This is a genomic window from methanotrophic endosymbiont of Bathymodiolus puteoserpentis (Logatchev), assembly GCF_900128525.1.
Lineage (GTDB): Bacteria > Pseudomonadota > Gammaproteobacteria > Methylococcales > Methylomonadaceae > Methyloprofundus.
The window spans coordinates 1-17855 of sequence record NZ_FQTQ01000064.1; the positions used below are offsets into that span (position 1 = coordinate 1).

20 protein-coding genes are annotated in these 17855 nt (G+C 39.9%); 14 read left to right on the plus strand and 6 right to left on the minus strand.

The features are described from left to right. Positions 1-115 precede the first annotated feature (115 nt). Complete coding sequence (locus tag BQ7314_RS05435; protein ID WP_174482699.1) at positions 116-3748, plus strand: hypothetical protein; 3633 nt, start codon at positions 116-118, stop codon at positions 3746-3748. Between the two features lie 116 nt (positions 3749-3864). Here BQ7314_RS05435 and BQ7314_RS05440 read toward each other — a convergent pair whose 3' ends face one another. After that, the gene (locus BQ7314_RS05440; RefSeq protein WP_245394921.1) at positions 3865-4059 is read right to left on the minus strand and encodes a hypothetical protein; all 195 of its coding nucleotides are present in this window, start codon (positions 4057-4059) and stop codon (positions 3865-3867) included. Next, positions 4044-4289 (minus strand): AbrB/MazE/SpoVT family DNA-binding domain-containing protein, encoded by a 246-nt coding sequence (locus tag BQ7314_RS05445; protein WP_174482700.1) that lies wholly within the window; start codon positions 4287-4289, stop codon positions 4044-4046. Before BQ7314_RS05445 ends, BQ7314_RS05440 begins: the two co-directional genes overlap by 16 nt. A 626-nt stretch (positions 4290-4915) precedes the next feature. Between BQ7314_RS05445 and BQ7314_RS05450 the strand changes: the two genes are divergently transcribed. The 13 genes from BQ7314_RS05450 (at position 4916) to tatC (ending at position 13769) form a co-directional block, all read left to right on the plus strand. Further along, positions 4916-5818 carry a LysR family transcriptional regulator gene (locus BQ7314_RS05450; RefSeq protein WP_174482701.1) on the plus strand — a complete coding sequence of 301 codons (903 nt, stop codon included), beginning with the start codon at positions 4916-4918 and terminating at the stop codon, positions 5816-5818. Between the two features lie 43 nt (positions 5819-5861). After that, positions 5862-6392: a class I SAM-dependent methyltransferase gene (locus BQ7314_RS05455; protein WP_174482702.1), complete on the plus strand. Its 531-nt coding sequence runs from the start codon at positions 5862-5864 to the stop codon at positions 6390-6392. Between the two features lie 41 nt (positions 6393-6433). Continuing rightward, the gene (locus tag BQ7314_RS05460; protein ID WP_174482703.1) at positions 6434-6829 is read left to right on the plus strand and encodes a rhodanese-like domain-containing protein; all 396 of its coding nucleotides are present in this window, start codon (positions 6434-6436) and stop codon (positions 6827-6829) included. Between the two features lie 56 nt (positions 6830-6885). After that, positions 6886-8691 carry a translational GTPase TypA gene (gene typA / locus BQ7314_RS05465; RefSeq protein WP_174482704.1) on the plus strand — a complete coding sequence of 602 codons (1806 nt, stop codon included), beginning with the start codon at positions 6886-6888 and terminating at the stop codon, positions 8689-8691. 185 nt (positions 8692-8876) lie between these two features. Continuing rightward, the gene (gene hisB, locus BQ7314_RS05470) at positions 8877-9470 is read left to right on the plus strand and encodes an imidazoleglycerol-phosphate dehydratase HisB (RefSeq protein ID WP_174482705.1); all 594 of its coding nucleotides are present in this window, start codon (positions 8877-8879) and stop codon (positions 9468-9470) included. 44 nt (positions 9471-9514) lie between these two features. After that, positions 9515-10150: an imidazole glycerol phosphate synthase subunit HisH gene (gene hisH / locus BQ7314_RS05475; RefSeq protein ID WP_174482706.1), complete on the plus strand. Its 636-nt coding sequence runs from the start codon at positions 9515-9517 to the stop codon at positions 10148-10150. A 52-nt stretch (positions 10151-10202) separates the two neighbouring features. Next, on the plus strand, positions 10203-10958 hold the full coding sequence (gene hisA / locus BQ7314_RS05480) for a 1-(5-phosphoribosyl)-5-[(5-phosphoribosylamino)methylideneamino]imidazole-4-carboxamide isomerase (RefSeq protein ID WP_174482707.1): 756 nt from the start codon (positions 10203-10205) through the stop codon (positions 10956-10958). Then, positions 10945-11721 (plus strand): imidazole glycerol phosphate synthase subunit HisF, encoded by a 777-nt coding sequence (gene hisF, locus BQ7314_RS05485; RefSeq protein ID WP_174482708.1) that lies wholly within the window; start codon positions 10945-10947, stop codon positions 11719-11721. Before hisA ends, hisF begins: the two co-directional genes overlap by 14 nt. Next, positions 11718-12107: a phosphoribosyl-AMP cyclohydrolase gene (hisI, locus tag BQ7314_RS05490; protein WP_174482709.1), complete on the plus strand. Its 390-nt coding sequence runs from the start codon at positions 11718-11720 to the stop codon at positions 12105-12107. The genes hisF and hisI overlap by 4 nt, the downstream gene beginning before the upstream one ends. 54 nt (positions 12108-12161) lie before the next feature. Beyond that, positions 12162-12479: a phosphoribosyl-ATP diphosphatase gene (locus tag BQ7314_RS05495; RefSeq protein ID WP_174482710.1), complete on the plus strand. Its 318-nt coding sequence runs from the start codon at positions 12162-12164 to the stop codon at positions 12477-12479. A 26-nt stretch (positions 12480-12505) separates the two neighbouring features. Beyond that, positions 12506-12721: a twin-arginine translocase TatA/TatE family subunit gene (gene tatA / locus BQ7314_RS05500; RefSeq protein WP_174482711.1), complete on the plus strand. Its 216-nt coding sequence runs from the start codon at positions 12506-12508 to the stop codon at positions 12719-12721. 3 nt (positions 12722-12724) lie between these two features. After that, positions 12725-13030, plus strand: coding sequence for a Sec-independent protein translocase protein TatB (tatB, locus tag BQ7314_RS05505; RefSeq protein WP_174482712.1), 306 nt, complete (start codon positions 12725-12727; stop codon positions 13028-13030). Beyond that, a complete protein-coding gene (gene tatC, locus BQ7314_RS05510) occupies positions 13017-13769 on the plus strand; it encodes a twin-arginine translocase subunit TatC (RefSeq protein WP_174482713.1) in 753 nt (250 codons plus the stop codon). Before tatB ends, tatC begins: the two co-directional genes overlap by 14 nt. A 200-nt stretch (positions 13770-13969) precedes the next feature. Here the strand turns inward: tatC and BQ7314_RS05515 are convergent, their stop codons facing one another. From BQ7314_RS05515 to hemA, 4 genes are read right to left on the minus strand one after another with little or no spacing between them, the layout of a single operon-like run. Next, positions 13970-14389, minus strand: a complete 420-nt coding sequence (locus BQ7314_RS05515) for a M67 family metallopeptidase (protein WP_174482714.1) — start codon at positions 14387-14389, stop codon at positions 13970-13972. Between the two features lie 14 nt (positions 14390-14403). Continuing rightward, positions 14404-15252 carry a peptide chain release factor N(5)-glutamine methyltransferase gene (gene prmC, locus BQ7314_RS05520; protein WP_174482715.1) on the minus strand — a complete coding sequence of 283 codons (849 nt, stop codon included), beginning with the start codon at positions 15250-15252 and terminating at the stop codon, positions 14404-14406. 4 nt (positions 15253-15256) lie between these two features. Further along, positions 15257-16345 (minus strand): peptide chain release factor 1, encoded by a 1089-nt coding sequence (prfA, locus tag BQ7314_RS05525; RefSeq protein ID WP_174482716.1) that lies wholly within the window; start codon positions 16343-16345, stop codon positions 15257-15259. Beyond that, positions 16342-17601, minus strand: coding sequence for a glutamyl-tRNA reductase (gene hemA / locus BQ7314_RS05530; protein ID WP_174482717.1), 1260 nt, complete (start codon positions 17599-17601; stop codon positions 16342-16344). Before hemA ends, prfA begins: the two co-directional genes overlap by 4 nt. Between the last annotated feature and the right edge of the window lie 254 nt (positions 17602-17855).

Consider the following 17855-nt stretch of genomic DNA (forward strand, 5'->3'; position numbering starts at 1 on the left):
CCTAAACTGGGGCGACATTATGAACCAGAAGCATTAGATCAGTTTTTACCCTGGGTAATGACTGAAAAAATTCCGCCTTTAAAGTAAATGGAATGGTTTGGCTAGGTGGGTTTAATTGACGGTTACAAATAAACAGCATGCTAAAAGGGAGTTCATTAAAGTAGTTGGTGAAAAAGTTGAACAATTAATTAGAGCTGTAGATCAAAATACCAAAGAATCACAAGCGCAAGAGAATATGTTGGGTTTTTTGCGAAGGATTATGATTGAACTAGCGACTGCAATTGAAGGTAATAGTGTAAATTATGAGCCTTGTTTGCCTTCTGGAAAAACAGAAACAATGGGCATTATGTGTCTTATACAAAAATTTAGAGAAATAAAAGAAACGCTTAGAAATACAGCAATTCTGTCTCTAGGAGAAATATTAGAGATACGTTCCTATTACACTATTTTTTTAGAAAGCATTTCTTCATTTATTATCTTGTTAGATGAGTTTTATTCTTTTTATGCGACCAGCACAAATTTCGCAACAGAGCTAGGGGATGATTATTTTTATACCCAATATGATGAAATTAAAAGTACTTTAACATCTCTAAAACGCCAGATTTATTGGGCTATTAACAAGGTTGAAGAGATAGAAAGAGCTTATGTTTTAAATCATCCTGGTCGAGTTAACCTAAGTGTTGAAAATAGTATTGATTGGGATGAAACGCCTACCATTTATGAAAATACAACCATTGCAAACGGTCATATTTTACATTTTAAGCAAAAATGGAAAGCGGCTGGATTTTCTCTAGGAGACTGCCTTTACAGCTTGCCCTTGGCTCCTTGTCAAGAAAAACAGATTGCTATTATTGATTGGGATAGAAAAGAACAAGGAAGTAGAGCAGAAGCATCAATAGCTGTTGATGAACTTCAGGCTGATATATCGAGAGATAGAGATATTACAGAAATAATAAACTCATCTTTTGGTGAATCTATTAACGCATCATCTACAAATAGCACTAGTTCAACTAGTGCGGGTATTGCAGCAGGTATAGGGGGATTTATTGGTAAGGCTATTTTTGGTGTTGTTGGAGGAGTATCGCATTCAGGCGCATCATCAAACTCAACAGCAACGCAAAATTCATCTAGGAATATATCAGCAAGCTCCCTTAATAGGATGCAAGACAGTACATCCCAATCGGCATCTAGTTTACGAAGCCAAAGAAGTACAGTTATTCAAGCGGTAGCGCAAAATGAGTCTGTTAGTGCGCAAACTGAAGTGATCAAAAATAATAATCATTGTCATGCCATGACGATAGAGTATTTTGAAGTACTAAGGCATTACGCAATAGAACAACAACTTGTTGATGTGCAGGAATGTCTTTTTGTGCCAATGCCTATGAGTCATTTTGATCATAAAAAGGTACTACGCTGGAAAAATACCCTACAAAAAACGATCTATGGACGAAAGCTGAGAAGAGGTTTTGATGCAATTGAACGTATTGAATCAAACTATGTTAATTCAGACCTTCCTGCTGGTAGTTATGCTAATGAAGTAATTGAAGAGTTTTCTGGGTATTTTACCATTTCTTTTGAATTGACAAGACCGTTCATAAAATCTATAGATGAAGCAACTAAAACGGAGGAGTACGATCTTTCAGTCCCTTTTCCTTGGTTTTCTGGGCGGATGGTTTTCCATTTAGAAAGAGACGTGCCGCTAACAGAGGCCGAAAAAGATATTATATTTGAAGAGCAATATGTGCCGGATATCGTCAGATCTTTTATAGACAGGCTACAAGTGGATGCCATTGCTGATGATGGACGAGAAGAGAAACTAGAACTTGATGTAACACTTCTTTCAAATTATAGAAAAGGAGCAGTTCTTAGGGTGAGTATTGCCAGCAAGGCAAAACAAAATATTTCTCGGGCACAAATTAAACACTTACGTTTTAGAGCCAATACAGATGTTAAGGCTTCTTCAAAAATAATTTTGCGTTCAGTATATTTACATTATAGAACAAAACATTTAAGTGAATATATTGTGCGTAATAGTCGTGTTAATAACGATATTATAAACGCTTCAATTTTAGGTGGCCTAATTACAGTAACAGATGCTGCCTTAATGTATGCGCCTTTAAATGATAGAGAAATAAGAAACCCTAGAAAAGAAGACCAGGATGCAGCATCTACATTAGTTAGTTTTTTAAACGAGCATATGGAAATGTCACATAAAATGATTTGGTCCAGTATGGATGCCAGTCGTCTATTTGGTTTGCTTGATGGGTTTATTGCACCCTATAGTGGCGGTAAAAGTGTTGCGAGTGTCGTAGAAAACAAAGTAATGGGTATTGTAGGCAATAACTTGGTTCTAAAAGTTATTCCGGGTGAGCGGCTTGATCCAGTATTTAAAGGCGTAGAAAATCTTTTAGAGTATTATAAACCTACTACAAAACCAGATCCTTTTAGAGTCAGTGTGCCAACCAAAGGGGTCTATGCTGAAGCAGTTATGGGACAGTGTAATAGTTGTGAAGAGATCGATGAAACGAGACATTGGCGATTTAATGACGAGCCTTGCGGTACTAAACCGACAGCTATAGACCCGATCTCTACCGCAAGTAGGCGTAGTGATCCAGGCAACTTACAGGTTAAAGATTTACCTGCTAATATTATTAATCTGCAAACAGCACCTTCAGCGCCTAACCCAACAGGTCTTTCAGCCGCTTTTGGGCTTCTTGGTAAGGGAGATTCCTTTAATGATTTAACGGGCTTAGCAGGTACTCAGGCCAATGCTTTAGGCGCATTGCAAACAACCTCAAAAAGTGTTACTGATCTTGCTAATATTTCTAAAGATTTTGCTGGTCTTGCAGTTATGGCGAATCAGAAAAAAGATGGTGCTAAACAAATAGAGCAGATAAAAAAATTAAATAAAGATGGATATTTGAATGATGAGGAAACCAACGAACAAATTAAAAAAGTATTGGATTCCTATACGGATGCTGCAAAAAGTGTCACAAAGAATGAAGAAAAACCAATAACTACAAAGGAAATAGAAGAGGTTGCTAAAGCCTCTGATGCTAGCAAGGTTGATGTTGTGGTAGATAAAAAAGCAGGCACAATAAGTACAAAATCCAACAGGAGCAAACCAAGAGCAAAGAAAATTGAAAAGAAAAAATTAGTTATTGCTTTTAATATTGCTGATAGTGCAGCGTTACCAATGCACGGGCTGATAAATGCAGATATAAAACTCCTTCTCCCAGACGCTGAAAAAGAGATATTACCTACGTTTTTTGTCAATCGTGGACTATCAACTGTGACGGTAGAAATGGATATACAATCTGGAGCAAGAGGCCAGTTACATGTGGAATTCCTCTCGGCAAAAAATCCTTATAAGCCAGCATTTGCATCAGATGATATTGATGAAAGCTTCCCCTATAAAGGTAATGAGACATTTACTATTCCTAATGATAATGGCCCTTTGGTTTTCAAAATAGCACCAGCATCTAAAGAGTACACAATTATATCTACTAGTAAGCAAGGTGCAATTCAAGCAATTAGTAGTAGTGAGAAAGTGACGAAAGGAGGTAAGGTCTATGCTGAAGCAGAAGGAGGTCTGCCGTTTATAACTAAGGTCAAGGGCGGTGTTGAAGTTAGTGGAAGTTTAGAAGATACAAATACTATTGTTGATTCCACGATGCAAGAAGGTGAATTAGGAATAGCGTATAAGGTGAGACTGCCAACTGGAGGGCTTGTGGTTGAGCAAGAATAAAACGAGTGTAATTATTTTTAATAAAAACTCGTATGTTGGGATAGCGTCGTTTTCTTGGAGTATTAATTGTTGCTGCCGGTAGATTGGCTTGTTACTAATGCTGGAAAGTACTGACGCTATTCCACGCTAAGCACTATAGCCAAGCCATGTCCAACTGTCCCTACTGAACACTCAGCATAGATGATAGGGTTAATCACGAAAGTATTGTTTTGATCTAATTTTTCAAGTGTAGATGCACTCCATTCAAACCAAGCGCTTTTGGGGTCGGCTAAATCAGTGACCACACAAGTATCAATTAAGATGATGGCCATGCTTCATCCCGCGTTAAAGCCATGATTTCATCGGTGCTCATCGTGAGTTTTCCGGTTTTGTGAGCCGTTCTAAAGCGACTTACTGTTTTATCTGAGGATTTAGCTTTGGCAAGATACCAGCGACCGTTTTCATCTTGTAAAAACTCAACTTCGGTTTGAGCTGGAATAATCCCCATACTTTCCCGTACACCTTTGGGAATAGTTACCTGGCCTTTACTGGTTACGTGCATTGTGCTGTCCTCCATAAGTAATAATTTAATCGTAATGCTTTTTGGTTTTTAAATCAATGATTTAACTTTGTTGTTTTGTTTATTGTATTTTGATATAACAAAAATTAATTATTGTATGAACAAAATTAAAACTATGTTTATAAAATCCACTTTTTACCTAATCTTATTTATGCCATTACAGGCGATAGCTTGGGATGATGCGCGGGTTTTAGCTATACTAATCCAACGTAAGTATTGGCTTAAATATTGGGGGGGCACTATATAATTCGTGAGTCTGTTAATGTGGAAAAGTGCTCCACTAAGCTACAATTTATAATGACATCAGCAATAAAAATAATATGATAGCTATCTTGTCATATTTAAATTTCTTTTAATGCATTGACCCTGTGGTCGCTGCCAGCGGATAATGAGACGTTACAAAAAACGATATAATTGCTTGTTCTTTAATTATTATTAGTCTCATCGTTTTATGGCTTACTTCAGAGGTACTGTGCTAACTTGGGTTATGGTGGCTAATTAAGGGGATATATATTTTTAAAACTCGAAATTTAAGATATGTCGTTCTAGCAGTACTTTCGGAGTATTATTGATTTTTGCTGCTTAAGCTAAAAGTTTGAGGTAGTTCTATGGATAAATTAACGGGAATGAAGGTGTTTACCAGTGTTGCCAAGGCTGGGAGCTTTGTTGGTGGTGCAAAAGAAATGTCTATCTCTCGGGCGATGGCAACCAAGCATATTGGGCACTTGGAGGGCTATTTAGGCGCTCGCTTATTTAACCGGACCACACGTAGCTTAAGCTTAACGGATGTCGGTGCGGCTTATTTGCAGCGGTGTCGAATCATTCTTGCTGAGATTGATGAAATGGAAGATGCAGTCACACAACTGCATACTGAACCTAGAGGAAAGTTAAAAATCAGCGCTCCACCTATTATTGGTGCTTTATATATTGCCCCTGCCGTTACTGAGTTTTTGGCAATGCATAAAGACTTATCGGTTAATTTAGTGTTACAGAGTAGTGTGGGTGACTTGGTTGATGAGGGCATTGATATTGCGATTACCTTTGGTGGCTTAGAGGATACCAGCCATATTGCTAAAAAGCTCGCTAGCTCGCCTTTATTGGTTTGTGGGTCTCCGGCTTATTTTAAAAAACAGGGTAAACCTCTGGTGCCAGATGATTTATTGCATCATGGTTGTTTGGTGAATTGGGCTATACCTCCACGTAATAAATGGATTTTTAGGGGCTTAGAAGGTAAAAAAGAGGTGCTTGTTTCTGGGCGAATGCAAGCTAATGCGGCAGATCCGATTCGTATCGCTGCCAAAAAAGGCTTAGGTTTAGTGATGTTGCCTGAATATATTGTTGCTCGAGATATCGAAAAAGGTTATTTACAGGTTGTTTTAGATGATTATGCAGTAGAACCTATGAAGATTCATGCGCTTTATCCACATCGAAAATATTTGTCTGCTAAAGTACGTACTTTTTTAGTGTTTCTTGAAGAGTGGCTGAAAACAAAATCTGCAGTTCGTGAATAAGGCGCTGGTTGAGAAATGGAATACTATTTATTCTGAGAGTATTATGTCGGAGGCTATTGCTAGTAAGGTTTTAAGCGATAACCTTTACTTATTGCCTCAGGCAGGGAATGCATTGGATTTGGCTTGTGGTTTGGGTGCTAATGCTCTATTGTTAGCTCAGCAGGGTATGACTGTGCAGGCATGGGATATTTCCACGCTTGCCTTGCAAAAATTACAAGTGCAGGCAAGCACTGAAGCCTTAGCAGTTAAGACATTCACCAAAGAAATCACTCCGTATAGTTTTTCTAAAAACAGTTTTGATGTCGTCGTTGTAGGGCGATTTCTTGACCGTTCGATTTGTAATGCGATAATGGAATGTTTAAAGCCGAATGGCTTGCTTTTTTATCAAACTTATACGCAACATAAAGTTTATCTGCATGGGCCTAAAAATCCAAAATTTTTACTTGCAGATAATGAGTTGTTAAGTTTATTTTCCCCGATGAAGGTTATTTATTATCGTGAAAATAGTGCCGTAGGTGATACAAGGCAAGGTTTGAGGAATGAAGCGCAGTTTATTGGGCAAAAGCGTGGCTAATTGCTTTAAGTTAATTGCCTATAAACTCATAGAGTGAACGTATGATAGAGAATTTAACACCCCAGCAGTCTTGGACATATATGCAGGAAAATCCTTCTGCAGTAATGATTGATGTCAGAACTAAAGTTGAGCATGGTTTTGTGGGACATCCCTTAGCGGCAGTGCATATACCTTGGAAAGAGTTTCCAGATTGGCAAGTTAATACGCAATTTGTTGAGCAAGTAAAAGTAGCTGTTAATAATGATGTAACAAGGCCTGTGTTACTTTTATGTCGTAGTGGTCAGCGCTCTCTTGATGCGGCACAAGCCTTAAATGAAGCTGGTTTTGCGCATTCAATTAATATACTGGATGGCTTTGAAGGTGCTTTAGATGATAATAAACATCGAGGCAATCTTAGTGGCTGGCGCTATTGCCAACTACCTTGGGAACAAAGTTAATAATTACACTGTTTGATCAAACATACCCTGATTTTTAAATTAACCGTACAAATAAAGTGATAGATAAATTAAGAAATATAGCAATTATTGCGCACGTTGACCATGGTAAAACAACTTTGGTTGATAAATTATTAGAGCAGTCAGGTACTTTTTCAGCACATGAAAAGACCACTGAAAGGATGATGGATTCTAACGACCTTGAAAAAGAGCGTGGCATTACTATTCTGGCAAAAAATACTGCAATTGACTGGAATGGCTATCACATTAATATTGTAGATACACCAGGACATGCTGACTTCGGTGGTGAGGTTGAGCGTGTTTTATCTATGGTTGACTCTGTGTTGTTATTGGTTGATGCTGTTGATGGACCTATGCCACAAACACGTTTTGTAACCAAAAAAGCGTTTGCTTTGGGTTTAAAGCCTATCGTTGTTATTAACAAGGTTGATCGTCCTGGCGCTCGCCCTGATTGGGTGGTTGACCAAACATTTGATTTATTTGATAACTTGGGAGCAACGGATGAGCAGTTGGATTTTCCAATTATTTATGCGTCTGCCTTAAATGGCTTTGCGGGTTTAGAGGAGGATGTTTCGGGTGGTGATATGACACCATTATTTCAAACGATTATTGATAAAGTAACACCACCTCCTGTTGATGTTGATGCGCCTTTTCAGATGCAGGTTATCAGCTTAGATTATAATTCTTATGTGGGTGTTATCGGTGTTGGGCGTATACAGCGCGGTACAGTAAAGAGAAATCAGCCATTAACTTTAGTTGATGCTGAAGGAAATACGCGTAATGGGCGTATGTTGAAGATTTATGGTTTTAGTGGCTTAGAACGCGTTGAAGTAGATTCTGCACAAGCAGGAGATATTATCGCTTTCTGTGGTATTGAAAATTTACAAATATCTGAAACTTTATGTCACCCTGATCATGTTGATGGATTGCCAGCTCTATCAATTGATGAGCCAACGGTGAGTATGACTTTCCAAGTAAACAACTCTCCGTTTGCAGGAAAAGAAGGTAAGTTTATTACCACACGTCAAATTTATGATCGTTTACAAAAAGAATTACAGCACAATGTTGCTTTACGTGTTGAGATAACGGATGATCCTGATAAGTTTAAAGTATCAGGTCGTGGTGAGTTGCATTTATCGGTTTTAATTGAAAATATGCGTCGAGAAGGCTATGAGATGGGCGTTTCTCGGCCGCAAGTTATTATTAGAGAAATTGATGGCGTTAAATCAGAGCCTTATGAAAATGTAACCATTGAAGTTGAAGAGCAGCACCAAGGCACGATCATGGAAAAATTAGGTGATCGTAAAGGAGAGCTAAAAGATATGGTTCCAGATGGTAAAGGGCGTATTCGTCTGGAATATGTTGTGCCTTCTCGTGGATTACTGGGCTTTCAAACAGAATTTTTAACTGCAACTTCTGGTTCAGGTTTGTTCTATCACGTATTTGATCATTACGGCGCAGTAAAAGAGGGAGCTGTGGGTAATCGAGTTCGTGGTGTACTCATTTCAATGTCTAAAGGTAAAGCCGTCGATTATTCTTTATACCCGCTACAAGCGCGTGGTGAATTGTTGGTTGTTAATGGTGATGAAATCTATGAAGGTCAATTAGTTGGAATTCATTCACGTACGAATGACTTAGTGGTTAATCCAACTAAACCAAAGCCATTAACTAACGTTCGTGCATCAGGTACAGATGAAAGTTTAACTTGTGCAAGAATTCAGAAAATGACTTTAGAGCAAGCTTTAGAGTTTATTGCGGATGATGAGCTCGTTGAAGTGACGCCTGAGTCAATTCGGCTACGTAAAATATTATTAACTGAAAATGAGCGTAAGCGCGCTAAGTAAGAGTATCTTGGGGCGGGTGATGCTCGCCCCTTATATTTAGGAATGAAAATTTTATAACTTGTCTTTTTGCGCGTCTCTCCGCGGTATAATAGTTACATAGTTTGCTATGCGCCTTGAAGACAAGCACAAATTCTGAGTCAGAATGCACAAGTTATTTCATTTCCATTTATTAACAATATAAAAAAATGACCAATAGAACCGCAAGTATTGAACGTAATACACTGGAGACGCAAATTAGTATTAGCATTAACCTAGATGGCACAGGTAAAGCTAAGTTTGATACTGGCGTACCTTTTTTAGAGCATATGCTAGATCAAATTGCGCGGCATGGTATGATTGATATGGATGTAACCTGCAAAGGTGATTTGCAAATCGATGATCACCATACCGTTGAAGATATAGGTATCACGCTAGGCAAGGCTTTTGCAAAGGCATTGGGTAATAAAAAAGGCTTGGTTCGTTATGGCCATGCTTATGTGCCTTTAGATGAATCTTTGTCACGTGTTGTTATTGATTTTTCAGGCCGCCCAGGCTTGTATTATGAAGTGCACTTTTCGCGAGCTATGATCGGTGCGTTTGATGTTGATTTATTGCGTGAGTTTTTCCAAGGATTTGTTAATCATGCCGGTGTTAGCTTGCATATCGATAACTTGAAAGGTGTGAATGCGCATCATATTGCTGAAACTGTTTTTAAAGCGATGGGGCGTGCCTTGCGTATGGCTGTTGCTGAAGATCCGCGTATGGCGGGTATAATGCCTTCCACTAAGGGTGTTTTGTAAGTTAGCAACCCTCGTTTTTTAATTGATATATCTAAACCATTAAAATGTCTTCCGTAGCCGTGATAGATTATGGTATGGGTAACCTCCATTCCATTGCCAAAGCTTTGCAACACGCAGCACCTGATGTTGATGTCCGTGTTGTTTCTGATCTAAAATCCATATTATCAGCTGATCGCGTAGTCTTCCCGGGCGTGGGAGCTATGCGTGACTGTATGCATGCCTTGCAAGAAACTGAATTAAATCAAGTCATAGCTCAAGTTGCGCAAACTCGACCATTACTAGGTATTTGTTTGGGGATGCAAGCTTTACTGACTAACAGCGAAGAAAATGGGGGTGTTGAATGTTTGAATATCCTGCCTGGTCAAGTTAAGCACTTTCCGGAAGATTTACGTGCCGCCAATGGCGAGCGCTTAAAAATTCCGCATATGGGGTGGAATCAGGTGGAGCAACACGCTCACCCGCTTTGGAAAGGTGTTCCACAAAATAGCCGGTTCTATTTTGTGCATAGTTATTACGCACAACCTGATAGCTCTGTTATCGTTGCTGGAACCACTGAATACCCTGAAAATTTTGCCTGCGCTTTAGCGAAAGATAATATCTTTGCTGTGCAGTTTCACCCTGAAAAAAGTCAAACAGCTGGCTTGCAGCTACTTAATAATTTTTTACATTGGGATGGCTAGGCTTACAAAGCGACCTCCCTAATTCTATTTCACTCTATTTGAGGCTAAAAAAATGTTGTTAATACCCGCCATTGATCTAAAAGATGGTAAATGTGTTCGTTTACGCCAAGGGCGTATGGATGATGACACAGTATTTTCAGATAACCCTGTTGAAGTTGCAGGGCGCTGGGTGGCCGCAGGAGCACGACGCATTCATTTGGTCGATTTAGATGGTGCTTTTGCTGGTAAGCCAAAAAACGCTGAAATTATTCATGAGATTGTTGCCACTTACCCTGATGTACCTGTACAGATTGGCGGTGGTATACGTGACGAAGAAACGGTGCAGGCTTATTTAGAGGCGGGTGTGCAATATGTCATTATTGGTACTAAAGCGGTAAGTGATCCTCTGTTTGTGCGTGAGTTAGCAATGGCTTATCCTGGGCATATTATTGTGGGTTTAGATGCTAAAGACGGTAAAGTTGCGGTTGATGGCTGGTCTAAATTATCACGTCATGATGTTATTGATATGGCCCTGAAGTTTGAGTCTTATGGGGTAGAGGCCATTATTTATACTGATATTTCTCGTGATGGCATGATGAATGGAGTGAATGTTGAGGCGACTGCTAAATTGGCAGACGCGATTAATATTCCCGTTATCGCTTCAGGGGGGATTACTGACATAGAGGATATTAAAGCTTTAGCTCTAGCTGCGGAAGACGGTATTATGGGAGCTATTACCGGTCGTGCTATCTATGAGGGGACTTTAGATTTTGCTGAAGCAGAAAAACTGGCGCAATCTTTTCCTAAAGGACACTATGAGTTTAGCTAAACGAATTATTCCGTGTCTTGATGTTGATAATGGTCGCGTTGTTAAAGGCGTAAAATTTGTTGATATTCGTGATGCCGGAGATCCGGTAGAAGTCGCGCGCCGATATGACCGCGAAGGTGCTGATGAAATTACTTTTTTAGATATTACTGCAACGCACCATGACCGTGATACCATCGTACATGTGGTTGAGCAGGTCGCTAGTGAGGTGTTTATACCTTTAACGGTTGGTGGCGGCATCAGAAAGCTGGAAGATATTCGGTGCATGCTCAATGCCGGTGCGGATAAAGTGGGTATTAATAGCGCGGCTGTATTTAATCCTGAGTTTGTCCGTGAAGCCGCAGAAAAATTTGGTTCACAATGTATTGTTGTCGCTATAGATGCGAAGAAAGTTAGTCGTGTCGGTGAAGCTAACCGCTGGGAGATTTTTACTCACGGAGGCCGCAAAGAAACAGGGATTAATGCCATCGAATGGGCAAAGAAAATGGTTGATTACGGCGCTGGTGAGATATTATTGACTAGTATGGATCGTGATGGCACGCGTGAAGGTTTTGATTTAGATTTAACGCGGACTATTAGTGAAGCGGTAACTGTGCCAGTTATTGCTTCTGGTGGTGTTGGTAATTTACAGCACTTAGCTGACGGCGTTACTCAAGGTAAAGCGGATGCTGTATTAGCCGCGAGTATTTTTCATTTTGCCGAATATAGTGTTCAGGAAGCTAAAGAGCATATGGCAAGCCAAGGCATAGAAGTGCGCTTAGCATGAGCGGAACTTGGTTGGATGAAATTCGTTGGACAGATGATGGTCTAGTCCCCGTTATCGCCCAGCAAGCAGGTACGGGTAAAGTCGTGATGTTCGCATGGATGAACCGTGAGTCTTTGGCGCTTACTAATGAGTGTGGCTATGCGGTGTATTGGTCCCGTTCACGCAATAAATTATGGCGCAAAGGCGAAGAGTCAGGCAATAGGCAGAAAGTTTTAGCGATTTCTGTAGATTGTGATGAAGATGTTATCTTATTGAGTATAGAGCAAGAGGGCGGTATTTCTTGTCATACGGGCAGAGAAAGTTGTTTTTATCGGACTTTAGAGCGAGGTGTTTGGCAAGAAAATTCACCCGTATTAAAAGATCCCGCTGAAATGTATAAAAAATAATAGCGACTGTAGGGCGGGCTTTAGTCCGCTAATATAATTTATGGAATATCGAGCATGAGTGACGTTTTAACTGAATTAGCTGCTATTTTAGAGCAGCGCAAACAAGAGTCTGCCGATAGCTCTTATGTAGCTAGTTTATATGCGAAAGGTTTAGACGCTATTTTAAAGAAAATAGGCGAAGAAGCCACAGAGACAGTTATTGCTGCAAAAGACGGCAATAAAGAACAGATTGTTTATGAAACAGCTGATTTATGGTTTCATTGTATGGTTATGTTGGCCGATCAAGAATTAAGCCCTGACGATGTTTTGAATGAATTGCAGCGTCGCTTTGGTTTGTCTGGTTTAACAGAAAAAGCACAACGCAATAAATAATACATATAAAGTAAGAGGATTTTATTATGGGAATTAGTATTACTCAATTAGTCATTGTTTTAGTCATTGTTTTGGTTTTATTTGGCACTAAACGGTTACGTAATATGGGCGGCGATTTAGGGGGTGCAATTAAAGGTTTTCGTTCGGCTATGAAAGAGGGTGAAGAAGACAAAAACTTATCAGATAAAGGTGGCGATGTTATCGATGTTGAAGTCACTGAAAAAGATAAAGATAAAGCTTAAATCATGTTTGATGTCGGATTCTGGGAGCTTTGCTTAATTGCTGTTGTTAGCTTGTTGGTTATAGGGCCAGAGAAGCTACCTAAGCTTGCTCGTATTGCTGGCTTTTGGGTGGGTAAAACGCGGCATATCGTTGCTTCTGTTAAAGAAGAGATTAAAGAAGAGCTAAAGGAAGAGGAGTTAAGGCAACTGTTGAAAGAACAGCAAGCACAACTAGATGATATGACTAAGGGCTTGGACTTAAATAAGCGAGCTGAGCACTTTTTAGATGCCAAAGACAAAACGGATAAAGAGTCAGATGTCGGAAAATGATGAAGTAGAGCAGCCATTTATTTCCCATCTTATAGAGTTACGTAACCGCTTATTGCGGGTGGTGCTTAGTGTGTTGGTGGTTTTTTTAGCAATGACGCCTTTTGCTAATGAGATTTATAATTTTTTAGCCCAGCCTTTAATGCATTTTTTGCCAGAAAATAGCTCTATGGTTGCTATTGATGTCGTTTCTCCTTTTTTAACACCGTTTAAATTGGTACTTGTGGCGGCTATATTTATTTCAGTGCCAATTATTTTGTATCAATTTTGGGCGTTTGTTGCGCCTGGACTCTACTCCCATGAAAAGCGCATGATTGCGCCTTTATTAGTGGCAAGTACTTTATTATTTGCGCTAGGCATGGTCTTTGCCTATTTTGTAGTCTTTCCCTTGGTTTTTGGTTTTTTAACGTCTGCTGCGCCAGAAGGCGTTACAGTGATGACAGATATTGCCAAATATCTGGATTTTGTTCTGACGATGTTTTTTGCTTTTGGGATGGCTTTTGAAGTGCCTATTGTCACTATAGTTTTAGTTTGGGCTGGAATTATGACGCCGCAACAGCTTGCTGATAAACGCCCTTATGTCATTGTCGGCGCTTTTGTTATTGGTATGTTTTTAACGCCACCTGATGCTATTTCCCAGACTTTATTGGCTGTCCCGATTTGGTTATTATTTGAAGCAGGTCTATTGTTCTCGCGTTTGTTTGTTAGAAAAGGTAAGCGTAAACGTATAGCTAAGGGCTGAGGATGAAATGAATCCCGAAACTGGACAAAAAGATGAGTCAGTTTCGGGGGGAGTATAAGATTCTCAGTCCAAAGTAGCTGTCAGTTTCACTCGGTATGCCGTCAGTTTTCGGTGTAGAAGGGGCTGTTAATCAATGCTCAATTTTATTTTCTGAATATGTTTTATCAGATTTGACTTTAGTTGTGCTGTTATGTTGATGGCTAAGTTAAGCAGAGTGAGACTTCAACAAATTTCGCACTCTGTATGTGGTAGCCGCGTATTTCCAGAATACCTTTGGTATTAAGGGAAATAATTAAATAGAGTGCTTCAGGGTAATTTGCTTGTGCTAAGTCAGTATTTGAAGGAATAGCCGGTGCTGTAGGGTGTGAATGATAGATAGCAAATAGCTGCTCATTATTATCACGCATCTTTGCCATAACTTGAATTTGTTGCTGGGCATCTAAGTTAAAAAATCTTGCTGGTTCTGGTGCATTGTTTTTAACTGGATAGCTGCGATAGGGTGTGTTATCACGGCTGCTGATTAACCCACAGACTTCTTGTTCTGGTGTTTGCTGGGCGTGATGCAGGAGATTTTGTACTATTTTCCTAGGGATTACAATTTCAGTAATTTTTTCTGCCATGGTAATTATGCTGCTTAAAGTTGAGGTAACCATTGTGCGTAGCTAACACGAGGGTGCCCCGATAAGTCGTGTACGCAATGAATATTTTGATATTGCTGCTGTTCAAGTAGGTCATGTACGGCTTGTTTTTGATTGTAGCCATGCTCAAAAATAAGGTAACCGCCATGACTTAGGTGTTGATGGCTTTGTTGGCTAATATCAAGAATGTCTTGTAGTCCTTGTTGCTCTGCAATAAGGGCGCTATTAGGCTCAAAGCGCACATCCCCTTTACTTAAATGAGGGTCGTTTACATCTATATAAGGTGGATTGCTAACGATGAAGTCGAATTTTTCTTGAGGAACTTCAGCTAACCAATTGCTGTTTAGGAAGCGAATATTTGGCGTATGATTTAGTTGGGCATTGTTTTGAGCTGTATCTAACGCTTCTGTGCTATTGTCGACAGCTGTCACTTTGAGCTGCGAGTATTCAGCGGCAAGTGTAATGGCGATAATACCCGATCCAGTCCCTAAATCAATGAGTTTTGCACCGGGTTTAGATTCGAGTAATTGTAGGCAGACTTCGATTAATGTTTCGGTATCAGGGCGTGGAATTAATACGCTGGGATTGACTATGAAATCACGTGACCAAAATTCTCGAGTGCCAGTAATATAGGCAATAGGTTGCCCTTGTTGGCGTCGCTCCAGTAAGCGAGAGAATTGCCTTAGCTGCTCATTGGTAAGCCGCTTTTCTGGCCAAGTACGTAGATAACTGCGATTTTTTTCTAAGACGTGACATAGTAAGACCTCTGCATCTAGGGTGGCTGAGTCAGAAATGGTTTGTAAGGTGCTGGCGGAGCGTGCCAGGACAGATTGAAGGTCTTGCATATATTTACTCTTCTTCGCCAAGCTGAGTGAGTAGTTCAGCTTGGTGTTCGTTAATCAGTGGTTGAATAATATGATTAAGCGCGCCCTGCATAATTTCATCTAGTTTATATAAAGTAAGGTTAATTCGATGATCAGTGATTCTTCCTTGAGGGTAATTATAAGTGCGAATACGTTCAGAGCGATCGCCACTACCCACTTGTAATTTTCTGTTTTCAGAGTTTTCTGCGTGTTGTTTTTCTTGTTCAGTTGAGAGTAAACGTGATTGTAATACCGACATCGCTTGTGCTTTATTTTTATGCTGCGAACGTTGATCTTGGCATTCCACAACGGTGCCTGTTGGTATATGGGTAATACGCACTGCAGAGTCAGTTTTATTGACATGCTGCCCACCTGAGCCTGATGCGCGAAAGGTGTCGATGCGTAAGTCACTAGGGTTAATATCGATATTATCAATTTCAGTCGCTTCTGGCATGATGGCGACAGTGCATGCCGATGTATGTACGCGACCTTGTGATTCAGTTTCGGGGACTCGTTGAACGCGGTGTGTGCCTGCCTCAAATTTAAGCTGGGAATAAACGTCCTGTCCAGCAATACGTAAAATAATTTCTTTATAACCACCGTGTTCGCCGCGAGTTTCACTTGCGGTTTCTATTTGCCAGCCCTGATTTTCTGCATAGCGCATATACATCCGTGCTAAATCACCAGAGAAAAGCGCGGCCTCATCGCCGCCTGTACCTGCCCTAATTTCCATAAATATATTGCGGTTATCGTTAGGGTCGCGAGGTAATAATAAGATTTGTAGGTCTTGTTCAATTTTCCTTTGTTGTTGTTCGGCATCGTCAATTTCTTCTTTTGCCATAGCGCGCATTTCCGCATCGTCTTCGCTGAGCATTTCTTGTGCAGCGTTGATTGATTCCTCACAATCAGTAAATTTTTTATAACAGTCAACTAGAGGGGTTATTTGTGAATATTCTTGGCTTAGCGCACGAAATTTATTTTGATCACTTTGTATTTCTGGTTGGGAAAGTAAGGCGGCAATTTCATCAAAGCGATCTGCTAGATTTTCTAATTTATTTTTTATTGAAGCTTTCATTGCTGGTTCTGTAGTTTGAATATTTCACGAGCAGCGGCAATGAGGTCATGGCGATCATTTTGGCTGGCTTTGCGTAACTGGACACAGGGAGTGTGTGTTAATTTATTGGTTAGGGTATGGGCTAATTGCTGCATAATTTGTTCAGGGTTGCCGCCGTTTTGTAATGCGGCAAGTGCTTTAGTTAAGCTTTCTTGTTGCAATTGTTCAGCTTGTTTGCGGTAATCAACAATGGTTGACTGCACATTTTGCACTTTCATCCAAGACAAAAAGTGCTCGACATTAGTATCGATGATTTCTTCGGCTTGTTCTGCAGCCTCGCGGCGTGAATTGAGGTTATCGCTAATGATATTTTGCAAGTCATCAACAGTATAGAGGTAAACATCATTAAGTTTTTTAACTTCAGGCTCAATATCTCGCGGAACGGCAAGGTCAACCATAAAAATAGGCTTATGTTTGCGTTTTTTAATGGCGCTTTCTACTAAGCCCTTGCCTAAAATGGGTAATTGGCTTGCTGTTGAGGATACAATAATATCCGCTTCGGCAATATGCAGTGGTAATTCCGATAGGGCGATAGCATAGCCATCAAACTGACTCGCTAGGGCATGAGCTTTATCAAAAGTGCGGTTGGCAATGATAATGCGACCTATGCCGTTTTGATGTAAATGGCGTGCCGTAAGTTCAATTGTTTCACCTGCACCGATTAAGATGGCTGTTTGTTCGCTAAGATTATCAAAAATCTGCTTACTTAGTTGTACGGCGGCAAAGGCAACAGAAACGGAGCTAGAGCCAATAGTCGTATCAGTGCGTACTTTTTTTGCTGTAGAAAAGGTATGCTGAAAGAGTTTATCTAGTTCTTTACCTAAAGTGCCTGCTTGACTTGCTGTTTGGTAGGCGGTTTTCATTTGCCCTAGAATTTGAGGTTCGCCTAAAATCATTGATTCAAGGCCACTAGCAACACGAAACATATGGCGAATAAATGCGTTGTCAGTATGCGCGTATAAGTAGGGTTGAAATTCAGTTTGATTTAGTTGACGATTGTGGGCAATCCAATTGACTACAGGTAAAATATCGCTATCTTGAGTTGTACAGTAAATTTCGGTGCGATTACAGGTCGATAAAATTGCTGCCTCAGATATAGTTTGTTGCTGCCAAAGCTCTTTAACTGCGTCGCTTAATATTTCAGCAGGGAACGCAAGGCGCTCTCGGACTGAAACCGGCGCTGTTGTATAATTAATACCTAATGCGAGAAATGTCATTTATGCCAGTTAATTCTTAAAGTTAGAGGATAAGCTTGAAATCATAAGTGAATAGTCTATTCTAAGGAACTTTATGAGTTTAGCCAAATGGAATAAATCATTGGTCCCATTTATTAAATTATAAAGTTAGTTATTTTTTAGGTTCAAGCTTTAAAAAAAGTTGCATAATTGTTCGTATAATATGTACAGTAAGCGGTGGCTGAGTCGTTGAGCAAATTTGTTTTACGACGTTTGTTGGGTTATGGCAATTCAAA